The 14,654-nt window shown below is 67.0% G+C and carries 13 protein-coding genes; 8 read left to right on the plus strand and 5 right to left on the minus strand.

Annotated elements, in window-relative coordinates:
• Window positions 1–96: 96 nt before the first annotated feature.
• Both AB843_RS24955 and AB843_RS10540 read right to left on the minus strand, forming a co-directional pair.
• A complete protein-coding gene (locus AB843_RS24955) occupies window positions 97–2,463 on the minus strand; it encodes an aminotransferase class III-fold pyridoxal phosphate-dependent enzyme (protein WP_082143768.1) in 2,367 nt (788 codons plus the stop codon).
• 39 nt (window positions 2,464–2,502) lie between these two features.
• On the minus strand, window positions 2,503–3,534 hold the full coding sequence (locus AB843_RS10540) for a histone deacetylase family protein (protein ID WP_053086118.1): 1,032 nt from the start codon (window positions 3,532–3,534) through the stop codon (window positions 2,503–2,505).
• Window positions 3,535–3,676: 142 nt separating this feature from the next.
• Between AB843_RS10540 and AB843_RS10545 the strand changes: the two genes are divergently transcribed.
• Window positions 3,677–4,006, plus strand: a complete 330-nt coding sequence (locus tag AB843_RS10545; RefSeq protein ID WP_048646800.1) for a DUF3870 domain-containing protein — start codon at window positions 3,677–3,679, stop codon at window positions 4,004–4,006.
• On the opposite strand, the gene AB843_RS10550 is transcribed toward AB843_RS10545, so the two are convergent.
• The 3 genes from AB843_RS10550 to AB843_RS10560 form a co-directional block, all read right to left on the minus strand.
• Window positions 3,929–4,924, minus strand: a complete 996-nt coding sequence (locus tag AB843_RS10550; protein WP_048646801.1) for an NAD(P)H-dependent flavin oxidoreductase — start codon at window positions 4,922–4,924, stop codon at window positions 3,929–3,931. The genes AB843_RS10545 and AB843_RS10550 overlap by 78 nt on opposite strands.
• On the minus strand, window positions 4,921–6,546 hold the full coding sequence (locus tag AB843_RS10555; protein WP_048646802.1) for a class I adenylate-forming enzyme family protein: 1,626 nt from the start codon (window positions 6,544–6,546) through the stop codon (window positions 4,921–4,923). The genes AB843_RS10550 and AB843_RS10555 overlap by 4 nt, the downstream gene beginning before the upstream one ends.
• A gap of 243 nt (window positions 6,547–6,789) precedes the next feature.
• A complete protein-coding gene (locus tag AB843_RS10560; RefSeq protein ID WP_048646803.1) occupies window positions 6,790–7,263 on the minus strand; it encodes an Lrp/AsnC family transcriptional regulator in 474 nt (157 codons plus the stop codon).
• A 52-nt stretch (window positions 7,264–7,315) separates the two neighbouring features.
• On the opposite strand from AB843_RS10560, the gene AB843_RS25540 reads away from it, so the two are divergent.
• The 7 genes from AB843_RS25540 (at window position 7,316) to AB843_RS10590 (ending at window position 14,646) form a co-directional block, all read left to right on the plus strand.
• Window positions 7,316–7,546, plus strand: a complete 231-nt coding sequence (locus AB843_RS25540) for a hypothetical protein (RefSeq protein WP_157384483.1) — start codon at window positions 7,316–7,318, stop codon at window positions 7,544–7,546.
• A 127-nt stretch (window positions 7,547–7,673) separates the two neighbouring features.
• Window positions 7,674–9,329 (plus strand): methylmalonyl-CoA mutase family protein, encoded by a 1,656-nt coding sequence (locus AB843_RS10565; protein WP_048646804.1) that lies wholly within the window; start codon window positions 7,674–7,676, stop codon window positions 9,327–9,329.
• Between the two features lie 13 nt (window positions 9,330–9,342).
• Window positions 9,343–9,753 (plus strand): cobalamin B12-binding domain-containing protein, encoded by a 411-nt coding sequence (locus AB843_RS10570; protein WP_048646805.1) that lies wholly within the window; start codon window positions 9,343–9,345, stop codon window positions 9,751–9,753.
• Window positions 9,746–11,296 carry a class I adenylate-forming enzyme family protein gene (locus AB843_RS10575; protein WP_048646806.1) on the plus strand — a complete coding sequence of 517 codons (1,551 nt, stop codon included), beginning with the start codon at window positions 9,746–9,748 and terminating at the stop codon, window positions 11,294–11,296. The genes AB843_RS10570 and AB843_RS10575 overlap by 8 nt, the downstream gene beginning before the upstream one ends.
• Complete coding sequence (locus AB843_RS10580; protein ID WP_048646807.1) at window positions 11,293–12,474, plus strand: thiolase family protein; 1,182 nt, start codon at window positions 11,293–11,295, stop codon at window positions 12,472–12,474. Before AB843_RS10575 ends, AB843_RS10580 begins: the two co-directional genes overlap by 4 nt.
• A complete protein-coding gene (gene meaB, locus AB843_RS10585) occupies window positions 12,474–13,562 on the plus strand; it encodes a methylmalonyl Co-A mutase-associated GTPase MeaB (RefSeq protein ID WP_048646808.1) in 1,089 nt (362 codons plus the stop codon). The genes AB843_RS10580 and meaB overlap by 1 nt, the downstream gene beginning before the upstream one ends.
• A gap of 1 nt (window position 13,563) precedes the next feature.
• Window positions 13,564–14,646 carry an ABC transporter ATP-binding protein gene (locus AB843_RS10590; RefSeq protein WP_048646809.1) on the plus strand — a complete coding sequence of 361 codons (1,083 nt, stop codon included), beginning with the start codon at window positions 13,564–13,566 and terminating at the stop codon, window positions 14,644–14,646.
• Window positions 14,647–14,654: the final 8 nt, after the last annotated feature.

The following is a 14,654-nucleotide window of genomic DNA, read 5'->3' on the forward strand; positions in this document are numbered from 1 at the left end:
GGCAGGCGGCGGGCGCCGCCCGCGGACATCTGCAACCGAATGAAAAGCCCCGCCGGGCGATCCCGGCGGGGCTTTTCATTGGTGCCGTCATGAGGGTCAGGCGATGGTTTTCAGCGTGTCGTCCAGCGCTTCGAGCAGGGTGTCGGCGTGCTGGCGGGCAAAGATCATCGGCGGGCGGATCTTCAGCAGATTGCGGTTCGCGCCGGTGATGCCGACGAGCACGCCGCGTTGCAGCAAACCCTCGATGGCGGCGCGGGCCCTGGCCGGCGCCGGTGCGCCGTCCGTGACGATCTCGACGCCGGCGAATAGGCCGGTGCCGCGCACGTCACCGATCAACGGATGCCGCGGCATCAGGGCCTTGAGGCCGCTGCGCAGATATTTGCCGATGGTCAGCGCGTTGTCCTGGAGGCTTTCCTCGGCCAACACGTCAAGCACGGCCATGCCGGCCGCGGCGGCGACCTGGTTGCCGCCGAAAGTGTTGAAATAGCGCTCGCGCTTCAGGAAACCCTCGACCAGCTCGCGGCTGGTGACGACGACGGCGAGCGGGATGCCGTTGCCCATCGGCTTGGCCATGGTGACGATGTCCGGGACGATGCCGGCATGCTCAAAACCCCAGAAATGCGTGCCGGTGCGGCCGAGCGCCGTCTGCACCTCGTCGGCGACGATCAGGCCGCCGGCGGCGCGGATTTCCGCCATGGCCGGGGCGAGATAGCCATCCGGCACGGAGCGCAGGCCATCGCTGGCAAAGACCGGGCAGACGAAGAAGGCGGCGGGCCGATGTCCGCGCTCGGCCAGGCCGTCGATCGCGCGCCGGTATTCGGCGGCGTAGTCCCCGGGGCCGGGCGGGGCCGGGGCATCGGCCGCCGCACCGGGAAAGCCGGGGGCGGGCACGGTCGCCACCCAGGGTTCGAGACGGTCGGCTGAAAGCGTGCTGGTGTCGAGCGCGCCGATGATGGTGGAGTTTCCGTGGAACGCCGAGCGGGTGACGAGCGCGCCGTCGGCGCCGGTGTTGGCCCGGGCGATGCGCCAGGCCAGCTCGTTGGCCTCGGTGCCGGAACAGACGAACATGCAGACCTTCAGCGGGTCCGGCATGGTGGCGGCGATGCGCTCGGCATAGTCGACGATCAGGTCGCTCGAGTATCGCGTGTTCGAATTGAAGGTGCGGGCCTGGCGGGCGATGGCCTCGGCGACATGCGAGTGGCAATGGCCGACATGCGGCACGTTGTTGTAGGCGTCGAGATACTTGCGGCCGCGATGGTCGGTGACCCAGACGCCTTCACCCTTTACGGGGAAGAAGGGCTGCTCGTAAAACTGCTTGTAAAGCGGTCCGAGAAAGGTCCGCCGCCGCTCCATCAGGGTATCATAATCGGGGTCCGAGGTTGTCGGGTGCGGGGCGATTGCGTTCGAGGTGGGGGACACTGCTTTCTCCAAATGGTGGGTCGCCTGGTCGGGATTGATGGCCATGCAAAGCTCGAGGGCCTGCCAGCCCATGTCAGAGATGTCGGATCGGTAGGTGGCGGCGCTGCCCGTCGCGGCGCGCCAGGCGGCGATGATCTCGCGCGACAGCAGCCGCATCTTGACCAGGTCGAACAGGATTGCGCTCTCGGCCGGCTCGATGGGCAGCACCGCGCCATATCCTTCCAGGAACTCGGTGGCGGCGGCCAGCACGTCCTGCTGCCGATAGAGCTGGTGGGCGATGGCGATGGCGATTTCGTTGACCAGGCAGGATCGCGCCATGTCGCCGAAATCGATGATACCGGTGATCTCAGCCGTGCCGGCGCCGCGCATGACGTTGTTCTGGTTGATGTCGTTGTGGATGAACTGGCGGCGCAGGTTGCCGAGGACGGGAACCGCGTGTTCGTCGAACCGGTCGATGACGCGCTCGGCAAGCTGTCGCCGGCGCGGATGCTCGATGAAGCCGATGCGGTCGCGCAGTTGCGCGGCGTTGCTGAGATCCCAGATCAGGTTTTCCGGCGCGCCATCGTGGTGAAAGCTGGCGAGCGCGCGGTCGAGCCGGGCGACCATCCTGCCGAGCCGTCGGCGAAACAGCGGTGTGGCGCGGGCCGTCAGGGCGGGTTCGCCCGGCATGTGGGTGAGAAGCCGGGCGTTGAAGATGTTGCCGTTGCTGGCGACGGGCACGATGGTCTCGCCGGTGAGCGCGGGAATCGGGCGTGGGATCGGCAGACCAGGATCCTCGGCGGCAACATGTTCGAGCGCGGCGTTCTGGCAGGCGAGGAAATCCGGGTCCTCGGCCGTGTTGGCGATTTTCAGGACAAAGCTCGCGCCGACGGCCGTCTTGATGGCCAGGTTCTGGTCGCGCTCGCCGCTGAGCGGGCGGGACGCGCCGCAAAGACCGTATTTGTGCTGCAAAAGCTGCTCCAGCTCGGCGGTTTCCAGGCGCGGTATGGCGGCCGTCAAAATGCCTTCAGCGTCGTGCCGGCGGTCTGATTTGGCTTCGATCATGGCGTCCTTTCCATCACTCCCGTGTTCCAGCGGCAGGCATCAAGCGCCGGCGCCCGAGCGAAAACCCTCCATGAAGCGGATGAGATTTTCGCCGAGGATCGGTGAGGGATAGCCGCCTTCCTGGATGATGACGGTCGGCCGGCCGATGGCGCCCAGCATTTCGCCCATGCGGGAAAAGCCGTCGCTGGTCACGCGCATGCAGGCGAACGGGTCGGCTTCCGAAGCATCCAGGCCGAGCGCCAGAACGACGAGATCGGGGCTGTAGGCGCGCGTCGCGGCGATCGCCTGCTCGACCGCGCCCAGATAGGCTTCGTCGCCGGAGTTCGCCGCCACCGGCAGGTTGAGATTGTATCCCTCGCCGGCGCCCGCGCCGCGTTCGTCGGCATAGCCGGCGTAGAAGGGAAAGGTGGTTTTCGGGTCGGCGTGAACGGAGACCGTCTGGATGTCGGCGCGGTCGTAGAAGATCGACTGGGTGCCGTTGCCGTGATGGACGTCGACGTCGAGGATGGTCACGCGGTCGATCGAGCGGCGGGCCAAGGCGGCGGCGATGCCGGTGTTGTTGAGGAAGCAGTAGCCGCAGGCCATGTCGCGATAGGCGTGGTGGCCGGGCGGGCGGCACAGCGCGTAGGCCGCCACCTCGCCGTCGAGCACGCGCTGCGTGGCGTCGAGGGCACTGGCGGCGCTGGCAAGGGAGGCGGTCCAGGTGTCCTCCAGAAGCACGCTCGCCGCGTCGTTGATGTAGTATCCGGCGCGGCCGAGCAGATCATCGGGCAGGCGGCGCATATAGGCGTTCGGATGCAGGCTCGGGCGAAGCTCGATGCTGTCGGGAAAGCGCTCCTTCCACGCCGCAAAACCCGTTTCGAGGAATTTCAGGTAATCGCCGTCGTGAATCTCCGCGATGACGGCGATGTCGGCGGGTTTCGGCTCGACGATGGCCGAGGTGCAGGTCCTGGCCGCTTCGAGCAGGGCGGAAAGCCGGCCCGGCGTCTCGACAGCCTCGACCAGCCGGCCGCCGAGCAGGCGCGTGCGCACGTGGTGTCCAAGCTCGTCGGGGTGAAATACGGTGATCATTGGGTCCTCCGATGCTGTTTCATACGGACGAAGGCGCTGCGGAACGCCGTCGAGAAAAACGATTGTCGGTGCGGCGACGCGCGCGTTGACACGGGACGATGACAGCCGTTTGATGCGGCCATCGCAAGGAGATGGAGAAGACATGGCCGAGAACAAAACCGTCCTCATCAGCGGCTATGCGCAGGCCCCGAGGGGAACCGGCATGTCGGAGACCATGACGTGGATCGGCGTCGTTCTCGAAATCGACCTCAACACCCACGTCATCGTCGCGGCCGACGCGACCTTCGTCACCGACCTGGCGCGCGACTTCTTCCGCCGCACGGTGATCGGCTATAAGCTGACGGACGGGCTGGACGGCCTGGTGAACCTGGTGGAAACGCGGATCCATACGCCTTCAAAGAACTCCTTGCAGACGGCGCTTCAGGCCGCTTTCCAGCGCTATGTCGAATTCCGACAATCGGGAAAGGGCTGAGCCGCACTCGGCGATCAGGCGGGCGGTGAGTTCGCCGGCGCCGGGCAGATCGTCGATCAGGCCGGCGCTCTGCCCGGCCTCGATCTTGCCGTTGTCGACGTCGCCATCGAGGGCTGCCAGCTTGAGCGAGCTTTGCGCGAAAAGCGCGCGCCGCGCGGCGAGATCGTCGCCGCCCGCCTCGCTTTCGAGGTAGCGGGCCGAGAAATCATTGGCGATCATGCGGATCGGGCCGAGCTCCCGGCCGACCAGGCGCGTGTCGGCAATGCCGGCGGCCAGCACTTTTTCCTTGTAGGCGGCATGCACGCCCGCCTCGCGGGTCGCCATATAGCGCGTGCCGAGCTGGACCGCATCCGCCCCGAGCGCCAGCATGGCGACGATGCCGGCGCCATCGGCGACGCCGCCGCCGGCGATAAGGATCGCCCCGGGGGCAGCCCTGGCGATGGCGCGCACCAGGACCAGCGTCGAAACCTGATCCGGCGGCGGATGGCCGCCGGCCTCGCCGCCTACGGCGATGATCGCGTCCACGCCGGCTTCGAGCGCCTTCAGGGCGTGCTGCTCGGAAGCGACCACATGGATGCATTTGATGCCGGCCGACTTGAAACGTTCGATGTATTTGCGCGGTCCGCCCTGCGAGGCGATGAGGATCGGCGCTCCTTCCTGGACGACGATGTCGAGAATCTCGTCGGCCTGCGGCCGGTACAGCGGCACGTTGACGGCGAAAGGCCGGTCGGTCGCCTGCTTGAGGGCGCGCAGGGCCTGGCGGAAGTCGTCGATGAACATCGGCCCGGCCGCCAGCACGCCGAGGCCGCCGGCGTTCGACACCGCCGCCGGCAGGGCGGCGTTGGAAGACGCCCAGCTCATGCCTGCCTGGACGATCGGCTGGGCAACGCCGAAATGATGGGTGAAGCGCGTGTTCATGACGCGGCCTCCGGCGCGGCAAGGCCGAATTTCTCCAGCGCATGCTCGATCAGCAGGCGTTTCGGCACTTTCGAACTGGCTGTCAGGCCGATCACGTCGAAGCTTTCGATGATGGCGACGTGTCTCGGCATCTTGAAGCCGGCCAACCGCGGCTTTGCCCAGGCGAGCAGCTCCTCGACGGTCAGCACCTCGCCCTCGCGGGGAACGATGTAGGCGCCGGGCACCTCGATCAGCCGGGGATCGGGCAGGGCGAAGACCTGCGCCTGGCGCACCTTGGGATGGCCGTTCAGCACGTCCTCGACCTCGGCCGGCGCGACGTTCTCGCCGCCGACGCGGATGATCTCCTTCAGCCGCCCGACGAAGGTGACGCGGCCGTCGGCGCGCATGATGCCCATGTCGCCGGTGCGCAGGAAGCCGTCCGGGGTGATCGTCTCGCGCGTCGCCTCGGCATCCTTGTAATAGCCTTTCATGACGCACCAGCCGCGCACGCGGATTTCACCCTTCTCGCCATGGCCGAGCGCGGCGCCGGTCGACGGGTCGCAGATGCACACTTCGAGGCCCGGATGCGGGCGCATCCAGCCGGCGATGCGCTCGGCGACCGGGTCGGCGTGATCGGAGGCCATGATGTTGGGCGAGGCTTCGGACAGGCCATAGCCGGTGACGGTTTCGACAGCGCCGAATTCCTCGACGGTGCGCGCCATGATGGTCGGGCTGATGGCCGCCCAGCCGCCGCGCAATGTGTAGCCGCGCGGTTCGAAATCGGCACTGTTGAGCATCATCAGATACATGGTGTCGTTGCCGGAGGTGAGCGTGCAGCGTTCCGCCTTGATGAGCCGGAGGGCGTCCTCGCCGGTGAAGCGGGCCATGGTGACGAGCGTGATGGCGTGGACGCTGGCCAGCACCACGGCAAGCGTGGAGCCGGCGACGTGGAAGAACGGCCGGGCGCTGAGGTAGCGGTCGTCCGGACGCACGCCCATCCGCCTGCCGAGGAAATAGGCGTCGGTGACCATGTTGCGGTGGGTGAGGAGCACGGCTTTGGGGAACGAGGTCGATCCCGAGGTGAACTGGATCAGGGCCACATCGTCCGGCTCCGGCGTGGTGGGCAAGGGGTGGTTCCGGCCGTTCTCGATGAATGCCCGGAAGGTTTCGCAGGCGGCCGGCGCATCCTCGCCGAGGATGACGATGCGCTCGAGACAGGGCAGTTCGGAGGAGGGCAGGCGGCTGTCGACGGCGGGGCAGATCGACCGCATGACCGCGACGAAATCGATCTTCAGGAGCGTCTCGACCGTCAGCAGCATGCGGGCGTCCGACCGCTTGAGCTGCATCATGATCTCGCTCGGCGTCAGGCGCGTGTTGACCGGCACGCAGACGGCGCCGATGCGGACGACGCCGTGGAACAGGATCGCCCATTCGACGCCATTGCCGGCGCAGATCGCCACGTGGTCGCCCTTGCCGATGCCGGCGGCGGCAAGGGCGCGGGCGACGGCCAGACTTTCGGCGTGCAGATCGGCATAGGTGATGCGGCCGCCATTGCCGACGATGGCGTCGGCCTGCGGGCGCCGGGTCGCGGCCGCGTCGAACGCTGTGGGGACGGTCGGCGGGATGTCGGCGAAGTCGGCCATTCCTGGCTCATTCGACGGGGAAACGCTCAACGGGGACACGTTCAACGGCAAGCCTCCAAAACAAAAAAAACCGGCGGCTGCCGTGGCTGTTGGGCCAAGGCATCCGCCGGTTCGAAATCTTCGTCTCGACGCGGCCGATTTGGGCGGCGCGTCCAGAAATCTCCTAGCGCCCCAAGTCAGCCAGCCCGGCCGCCTTTTGTCAAGGGAGCCACCTCAGTTTTGCACGGAGAGCGCCAAAGGCCCTCATTTGCCGCCCTTGACGACCCCTGGCTTGGGCGAGAACTTGAACACGCGCTTGTGCGTTTCGAGGATGGCGCGGGTGTTGACGCGGACAATACCATCGACCGCCGCCAACTGGTTGGTGAGGAAATCGACGAACTCGGCGTTGCTGGCGAAGGTGGCGCCGGCGAAGATGTCGAAGCTGCCGGTGGTGATGTAGACGAAATAGATTTCCGGCAGGTCGGACAGCTTCTTCGCCACCCGGCGGATGCTTTTCGTCTCGACCTCGATCTCCATCATGATCCAGGTCGAGTGGCCCAGATTGAGGGGGTTTGTCAGCGCGACGAATTCGATCACGCCGGCCTTGATCAGGCGGCCGAGCCGGTTGCGCACGGTCGATTCCGGAACGCTCAGCGATTCCGCGATGGCCTTGGCCGGAGCGCGCGCATCCTCATGTAAATGTTTGATGATTCCGACATCGAGGTCGTCGAGATTCATTGCCGCGCTCCGCTTCTCTTATGGCGCGCCACATTACGGTGGAGGCCGGTGGATGGCAATCAAAGGGCTGGTTTACCCCCTGTTCGTCACGATGCGGGATGCGCAGACGGTGCGTTTGCGGGAGCAACGAGCCGCCCAGCGCAAGGCTTCGCGCGGCGATTTCGAGCGGCTATCGCGGCGCCATGATTGTCTTATCAACATAATTATACGCTTTAAAATACGATTTCAGCAAAAACTATTGAATAATATTGCTGAAAAATCCATATTGACCTCATTCAGATAAGGCGCCGTGCATTCGACACGGTCGATGCCCGTTGACGATCGGAGGAGGAGCGGTGCTGGATCCATTATCAGGCGACAAAGCCGGCCCGAGACAAGAGGCCGCCGACGCGGATCGGCCGGCATCATCCGTGGCCGCCGCGTATGCGCGCTGGCGCAGCGAGGCCTATGAGCGCGAATTCGTGGGGCGCTCCCCGCGGCGGCCATTCGTCACCGACGTCGGGCTGGAGATTGAACCGCTGTACACGCCCGCCGATCTGGAAAAGGCCGGTTTCGACTATGGTCGGGACCTCGGGTTTCCCGGCGCTTACCCATTTACGCGGGGCGACCGTGCCGCGATGTACCGTTCCGAGCCCTTCGTCATCTCGGCCTATGCGGGCTTCGGCGACGGCGAGGTCTGCAACCGGCGTTTCAAGAACCTTTTGGAGATCGGCGCCGAGCAGATCCTGGTGGCGCTCGACCTGCCGACCCAGTGCGGCTACGATTCCGACGACCCGATGGCTGCCGCTGAGGTCGGCCAGGTGGGGGTGGCGATCGACACGCTGGCCGACATGGAAGCGCTGTTCGACGGCATCCCGGTCGACAGCGTCAAGCGGGTCGGCACGCTGGGCAATTCGATCGGGCCTATCGCGCTTGCCCTCTATGCGGCGCTGGGCGAGAAACAGGGTGTCGCCTGGAGCGACTACACGGTCAATCTGCAGAACGACCCGCTGAAGGAATACATCGCGCGCGGCACACAAATCCTGCCGCCGGCGCCGGCGGCCAGGCTGGCCTGCGACGCCGTCACCTGGTGCATCGACAAGACGCCGCACTGGTCGCCGATGACGGTCTGCGTCAACCACATCAATGCCGGCGGCGCCGGGTCTTCGGCGGCGACGGCGATCGCCCTGTCGAATGCGCTGCACTACATCGACGCCATGCTGGCAGCGGGCCACGCGATCGACGACGTGGCGCCGCTGATCCACATGTTCCCCGATGAACGGCACGATTTCTACATCTCGATCGCCAATCTCAGGGCGTTGCGGCGCATCTGGGCGCGCCTGATGCGCGAACGCTACGGCGCATCGCGCGCCGAGGCGCTTTCGCTGCAGACCACGGTCTACGGCCATGGCCAGGAATCGCTGCAGGAACCCTTGAACAACATCGTCCGCACGGCGTTCGGCACGCTGGCCTATGTGTTGGGCGGGGCAAGCTACGTCTATCTCGCCTGCTATGACGAGGCGGTGTCGACGCCGGGCGAGGAATCGATGCGCGTGGCGCTGCGCACGCTGCAGATCATCGCCAACGAGCATGGCATCGCCGATGCGATCGATCCGATGGGCGGATCCTATCTGATCGAGACCCTGACCAACCAGGTGGAGCGGCAGATCCTCGATTCGCTCGCCGAGATCGAGCGTCTCGGCGGGGCGCTCAGCGTCATCGACACGGGCTTCGGCCGGCGGCTGATGACGGAGGGCGCGGTGCGCCGGCAGCGCGCCATCGACAGCGGCCAGCGGCCCTGGGTGACGGTGAACCGGTGGCCGCAGAAGCCGAATGTGCCGAACACGGCGTTTCGCGGCGACCCGGAAGCGGTCGACCGCCAGTTGCGGCGTCTCAACGCGGTGCGGGCGCAGCGTGACGGCAAGCGCGTTGCAGCGGCGCTGGCTAAGATCGACCGCGCCTGCGCCGAGGGACGCAACGTCACCCCGGCGGTGCTCGAGGCGGTGCGGGCCTATGCCAGCGTCGGCGAGATCTGCCGCATCTGGCGCGACCGATTCGGCATCTTCACGCCATCGACCGATTTTTGATTGTGGGTGCGCAATGACAGGACGGCGACTGCGTATTCTGATCGCGAAGGTGGGCCTGGACGGGCATGATGTGGGTGCCAGGGTGGTGGCGCGGGGCCTGCTCGATGCGGGCATGGAGGTCATCTATACGGGACTGCGCCGGACACCGGAGCAGATCGTCCGGGCGGCGATCGAGGAGGATGTCGACTGGATCGGCATCAGCCTCCTGTCCGGCGCGCACCGCGTGCTGGTGCCGCGCATCCGCGAACTTCTCGACGAAAGCGATGCCGGCGATATCGGTATCCTGGTCGGCGGCATCATTCCGCAGGAGGACGTCGCCGAGCTGGAAAGCGCCGGGGTGGCAAGGGTCTTCCTGTCGGGGACGTCGATCTCGGAGATCGTCGCCTTCCTGCAAACGCAAAGCGCGGATCTGAAGAATGCATGAAACCGAGCAGGCACACGGCAGCACGGTCGGCCGGCTGATGGGCCAGGCGGCGCGGCGCTTCTGCGACCGGATCGCCTTGCGCCATGGCGGGGAAAGCTGGAGCTTCGCCGCCTTCGACGACATCGTCGCGCGGCTGGCGGCGGGGCTGTCGGATGCGCTTGCGCCGGGCAGCCGCGTCGCCCTGATGATGCGCAACCGGCCGGATTATCTTTTCCTCCAGGCGGCAATCGAGAGGGCGGGGCTGGTTCGCGTCCCGGTCAATGCGCTGGCGACGGTGCACGAGACGCGGCTGATCGACGAGGACTGCGCGCCCGCGGCCTGGTTTCACGACCGGCAGAGCGCCGACCGCGTGCCGCATCGCGACGGGCTGTGGCGCGCCTTCGTCGACGGGGGCGAAGCCGTTTGCGGCCCCGCCTACGCGGCGCTGCGCGCCACGCCGCTGCCGCAAGTCCCGCCAGCCGGGCCGCGGCTGGATGATCTATGCTCGATCAACTACACGTCGGGCAGTTCCGGCCGGCCCAAGGGGGTGATGCTGACGCATCGCAACTGGGCGGCGGTCTACCGCAACATGCTGATCGACCGTGATGTGCGGACCGACGACGTGATCGCCCATATCGGACCGCTGACGCATGCGAGCGGCACCTATTTCGTCCCCTGGTTTCTGCGCGGCGCCACGAACCTTTTGATCGACGGCGCGTCCGTCGAGGGGATGCTGGAGGCGGTGGGGCGGCATGGCGTGACGGTCTTCACCTGCGTGCCGACCGTGCTGACGCGGATGGTCAATCATCCGCGTGCCGCCGGCATCGACTTCTCCTCGCTGCGGATGATCGGCTATGGCGCCGAACCGATACCGCGCAACACGCTGACCCGCGCGCTCGATCTGTTCGGGCCGATCCTGGTGCAGAATTACGGCCTGACCGAAGCGATGATGACATGTGCAACGCTCGGCGCGGGCGATCATTTCGACGGCGATGGCAATCCGCGCTTCGGCGCCATCGGTCGCGCCTACACATTCGTCGAAATCGTCCTGCGCGACCGCGACGGGCGACCGGTGCCGGCCGGCGAGATCGGCGAGATCACCATCCGCTCCGACCATGTGATGCGCGGTTATTGGGGCATGTCGGAGGCGACGGCGGCGGTGCTGCGCGATGGCTGGCTGTGGTCGGGCGACCTGGCGCGGATGGCGCCCGACGGGATCATCACGCTGGCCGGCCGCAGCAAGGACATGCTGATCTCGGGCGGGTTCAACATCTATCCGCAGGAAATCGAGGCGGCACTGACGAGCTGCGCCGACATCGTCGAGGCGGCGGTGCTGGGCGTTCCCGATGCCGACTGGGGCGAGATCGCGGTGGCTTTCGTCGCGCTGGCGGGGTGTTCGCCGCGCACATCGGAGGACATCATCGCCGAACTGAAGCCGCGCCTGGGGATCCGCACGCCGAAGCGCCTCGAAATCCTCGACGCCCTGCCGAAGAATGCCAATGGCAAGGTGGACAAGAATGCGCTGCGGGCGCGCCGGCAGCTTTCGCCGACGGAGGCTTCATGAGCGGCCGGATCGTCATCGGCTCCTACGCCCGCACGCCGTTCGGCAAGTTCGGCGGGGCGCTCAAATCGCTCTCCGGGCCGGAACTGGGCGCCTTCATCATCGATGCGGTGCTCGACCGCTCGGGAATCACGGCCGCTGATGTCGAGGCCGCCTATTTCGGCGTCGGCATGATTGGCGGCGGCATGCTGACGCCGACGCGCCAGGCGGTGCTGCGCTCGCGGCTGCCGCAGGAGACGCCGTCGCTCGCCGTCGACCGCGCCTGCTGTTCGGGGATGTCGGCGATCGGCCTGGCCTACAAGGACATCAAGGCCGGCGAGGCGGGCCTGCTGATGGCCGGCGGTTTCGAAAGCCTGTCGCGCACGCCGCAGCTTCTGCCGCGCGCCAGGGAAAAACAGGTCGGCCGGCTGACGGTCGATGATCCCTTGCTGATGCGGGGGGAGGTGGTCGAGGCATCGATCGCCGGCTACACCGCCCGCGAGGCGCTGCGGAACGGCATCGACCGGGCGATGCAGGACGAATGGGCTCTGGCCAGCCACGAACGGTATTTCGCCGCCGACGCCAGGGGGTTCTTTGACGCCGAAAGGGTCGCGGTTCCGGTCGGCAACGGCATGATGGCGAAGGACGAGGCGCCGCGCGCCGACACTTCGCCCGACAAGCTCGCCGCCCTGTCGCCCGTCTACGACAGCGAGACCGTGACGCCTGGTAACGCGCCGGGACTGAGCGATGGGGCGGCGGGGCTGCTGGTGGCCAGCGAGGCGCGCGCGCGCGATCTCGGCCTGCGAGCCGAGGCCATCATCCATGGCTATGTGCAGGTCTGCGACGGACCCACTTCGGGCTCCTACACGCCGGCCATCGCCATCCGCCGGCTGCTCGACCGGCATGGACTATCGCTCGACGACATCGCTCTGATCGAGATCAACGAGGCCTTTGCGGCGACACCGCTTGTCTCGACGCACAGGCTCGCCGATGGCGAGGCGGGATTGGCGGAGAAATTGCGCCGGCGCACCAACATTCATGGCGGAGCGGTGGCGATCGGGCATCCGCTCGGCGCCAGCGGCGCGCGGCTGGCGATGACGCTGGCCAGCGCGCTGCGCGCACGCGGTGGCGGGTTCGGGATTGCAGCGATCTGCGGCGGCTTCGGCCAGGGCGACGCCATCCTGCTGGAGGTGGCCGGCTGATGGATGGGAGCGCGCGCCGCAGGATTGCCCGGGCGATCAGCGCCGTTGAGAACCGCAGCGGCGCCTACGAAGCGACCCTGCGCGACGCCTACCGCTCGCCGCAATGGGCGCGGATCATCGGTGTGACCGGGCCTCCAGGCGTTGGAAAATCGACTTTCGTCGACCGGTTCTCACTGCATCTGGCCGAGGCGGGCCACCGGGTGGCGGTTCTGGCGATCGATCCCTCAAGCCCCTATTCGGGCGGCGCGCTGCTGGGCGACCGGGTGCGGCAGGGCGACAGCGCGGCGCACGACGCCATCTTCTTCCGCAGCGTCTCGGCGCGCGGGCATATCGGGGGCTTGAGCGAAACGGCGGTCGACGTGATCGCCACGCTGAGCAGCTTCGGCTTCGGTTACGTGCTTCTGGAGACCGTCGGCGCCGGGCAATCGGACGTGGAGATCCAGGAGATCGCCGATTGCACGCTGGTGATGACCGTTCCTGGCCTTGGCGACGGCGTCCAGGCATCGAAGGCCGGGCTGATGGAGATCGGCGATCTGTTCATCGTCAACAAATCCGACCAGTCGGGCGCCAAGGACACGGCAAGGCTGATCCGCTCGGTGATCGCGGCGGCCTATATGGGCGAACCGGGGCTGAACCGTGTCGAACGGCAGCAACTTCATGGCGAGCATAGGATGCCGGCCAGTGCCGGGTCGCTGGCCCTGATGCGCCGGCATGGCGACATGGTGAACGAGGAAACGATCTGGGTGCCGCCGGTGCTGCAGGTCTCGGCGAACGCCGGGCAGGGGATCGACGCGGTGGCAGGGATGGCGCAGTCGTTTCTCGACTGGTTCGCGGCCACGGGACGGCGCGAGGCGCGCCATCGCGACCGGCTCTACCGGCAGATCCTGCGCGCCTTGTCGGCGCTTTTCCTGGCGCCTTACCGGGTGCCGCCGACAACCGCCGACTATCCCGCCGCCGTCGGCGCCTGGGTCGATCGTGTCTCGGCCGGCGAGGCAAGCCCGTTCGATGCCGCCCGCGCTCTGGCCGCCTGTGCGGGCAGCGCTGCCGGCCGGCGGCCCGACGCGGCGAAGAACAACAAGGGAGGATGAGATGGCGACCGTCGAACTGCAGGGGGTGCGCAAGAGCTTTGGGCAACTGGAAGTGGTGCATGGCGTCGATCTCGACATTGCAGAGGGCGAGTTCGCCGTGCTGGTCGGGCCATCCGGCTGCGGAAAATCGACGCTTCTCAGGATGATCGCCGGGCTGGAGGAGATGACGTCCGGCGCGATCCGCATCGGCGGCGCCATCGTCAACCACCTGCCGCCGAAGGACCGGGACATCGCCATGGTGTTCCAGAACTATGCGCTGTACCCGCACAAGACGGTGCAGGCGAACATGGAGTTCGGCCTGAAGCTCAGGAAGACGCCAAAGGCCGAGATTGCAAGGCGGGTCGCCGACGCCGCTGAAATCCTCGGCCTGACGGAACTGCTCGGACGGCATCCAAGGCAGCTTTCCGGCGGCCAGCGCCAGCGTGTCGCCATGGGGCGGGCCATCGTCCGCGACCCGCAGGTCTTTCTCTTTGACGAACCGCTGTCCAATCTGGACGCCAAGCTCCGGGTGCAGATGCGCACCGAGATCAAGGCGCTGCAGAAGCGGCTCGGCACCACATCCGTCTATGTGACGCACGACCAGGTGGAGGCGATGACCATGGCCGACCGCATCGTCGTCATGCGCAACGGCCATATCGAGCAGGTGGGCGCGCCGCTCGATCTCTACGAGCGGCCGGCGAACATGTTCGTCGCCGGCTTCATCGGTTCTCCGGCGATGAATTTCATTCCCGGCACCGTCGTGCGCAACGGGGCGGGACCGGTGCTGCGGGCCGCCGACGGCGTGACCCTGCGGCTGGCGCCCGATTGCGCCTGCGAGGAGGGGCGCCAGGTGGTCTGCGGCATCCGGCCCGAGCACCTGACGATCTGTAGCGACGCGGAACAGGATGCCGTTTCGGCGGCGCTGCGCTACATCGAGCCGACGGGATCGCAGACCTTCGTCTTCGCCGACATCGCCGGCGGCGTCCAGCTTTGCCTGATCGCCGCGCAGCCCCGCTTGCTAGCGGCGGGATCGACGATCCGCCTGCGCGCCGAGCCTTCGGCGGTGCATCTGTTCGACGGCGCGTCGGGCGCGGTGCTTCACTAGGGCATTTT

The sequence above is a fragment of the Nitratireductor soli genome, from assembly GCF_001050155.1.
Taxonomy (GTDB): Bacteria; Pseudomonadota; Alphaproteobacteria; order Rhizobiales; family Rhizobiaceae; genus Nitratireductor; species Nitratireductor soli.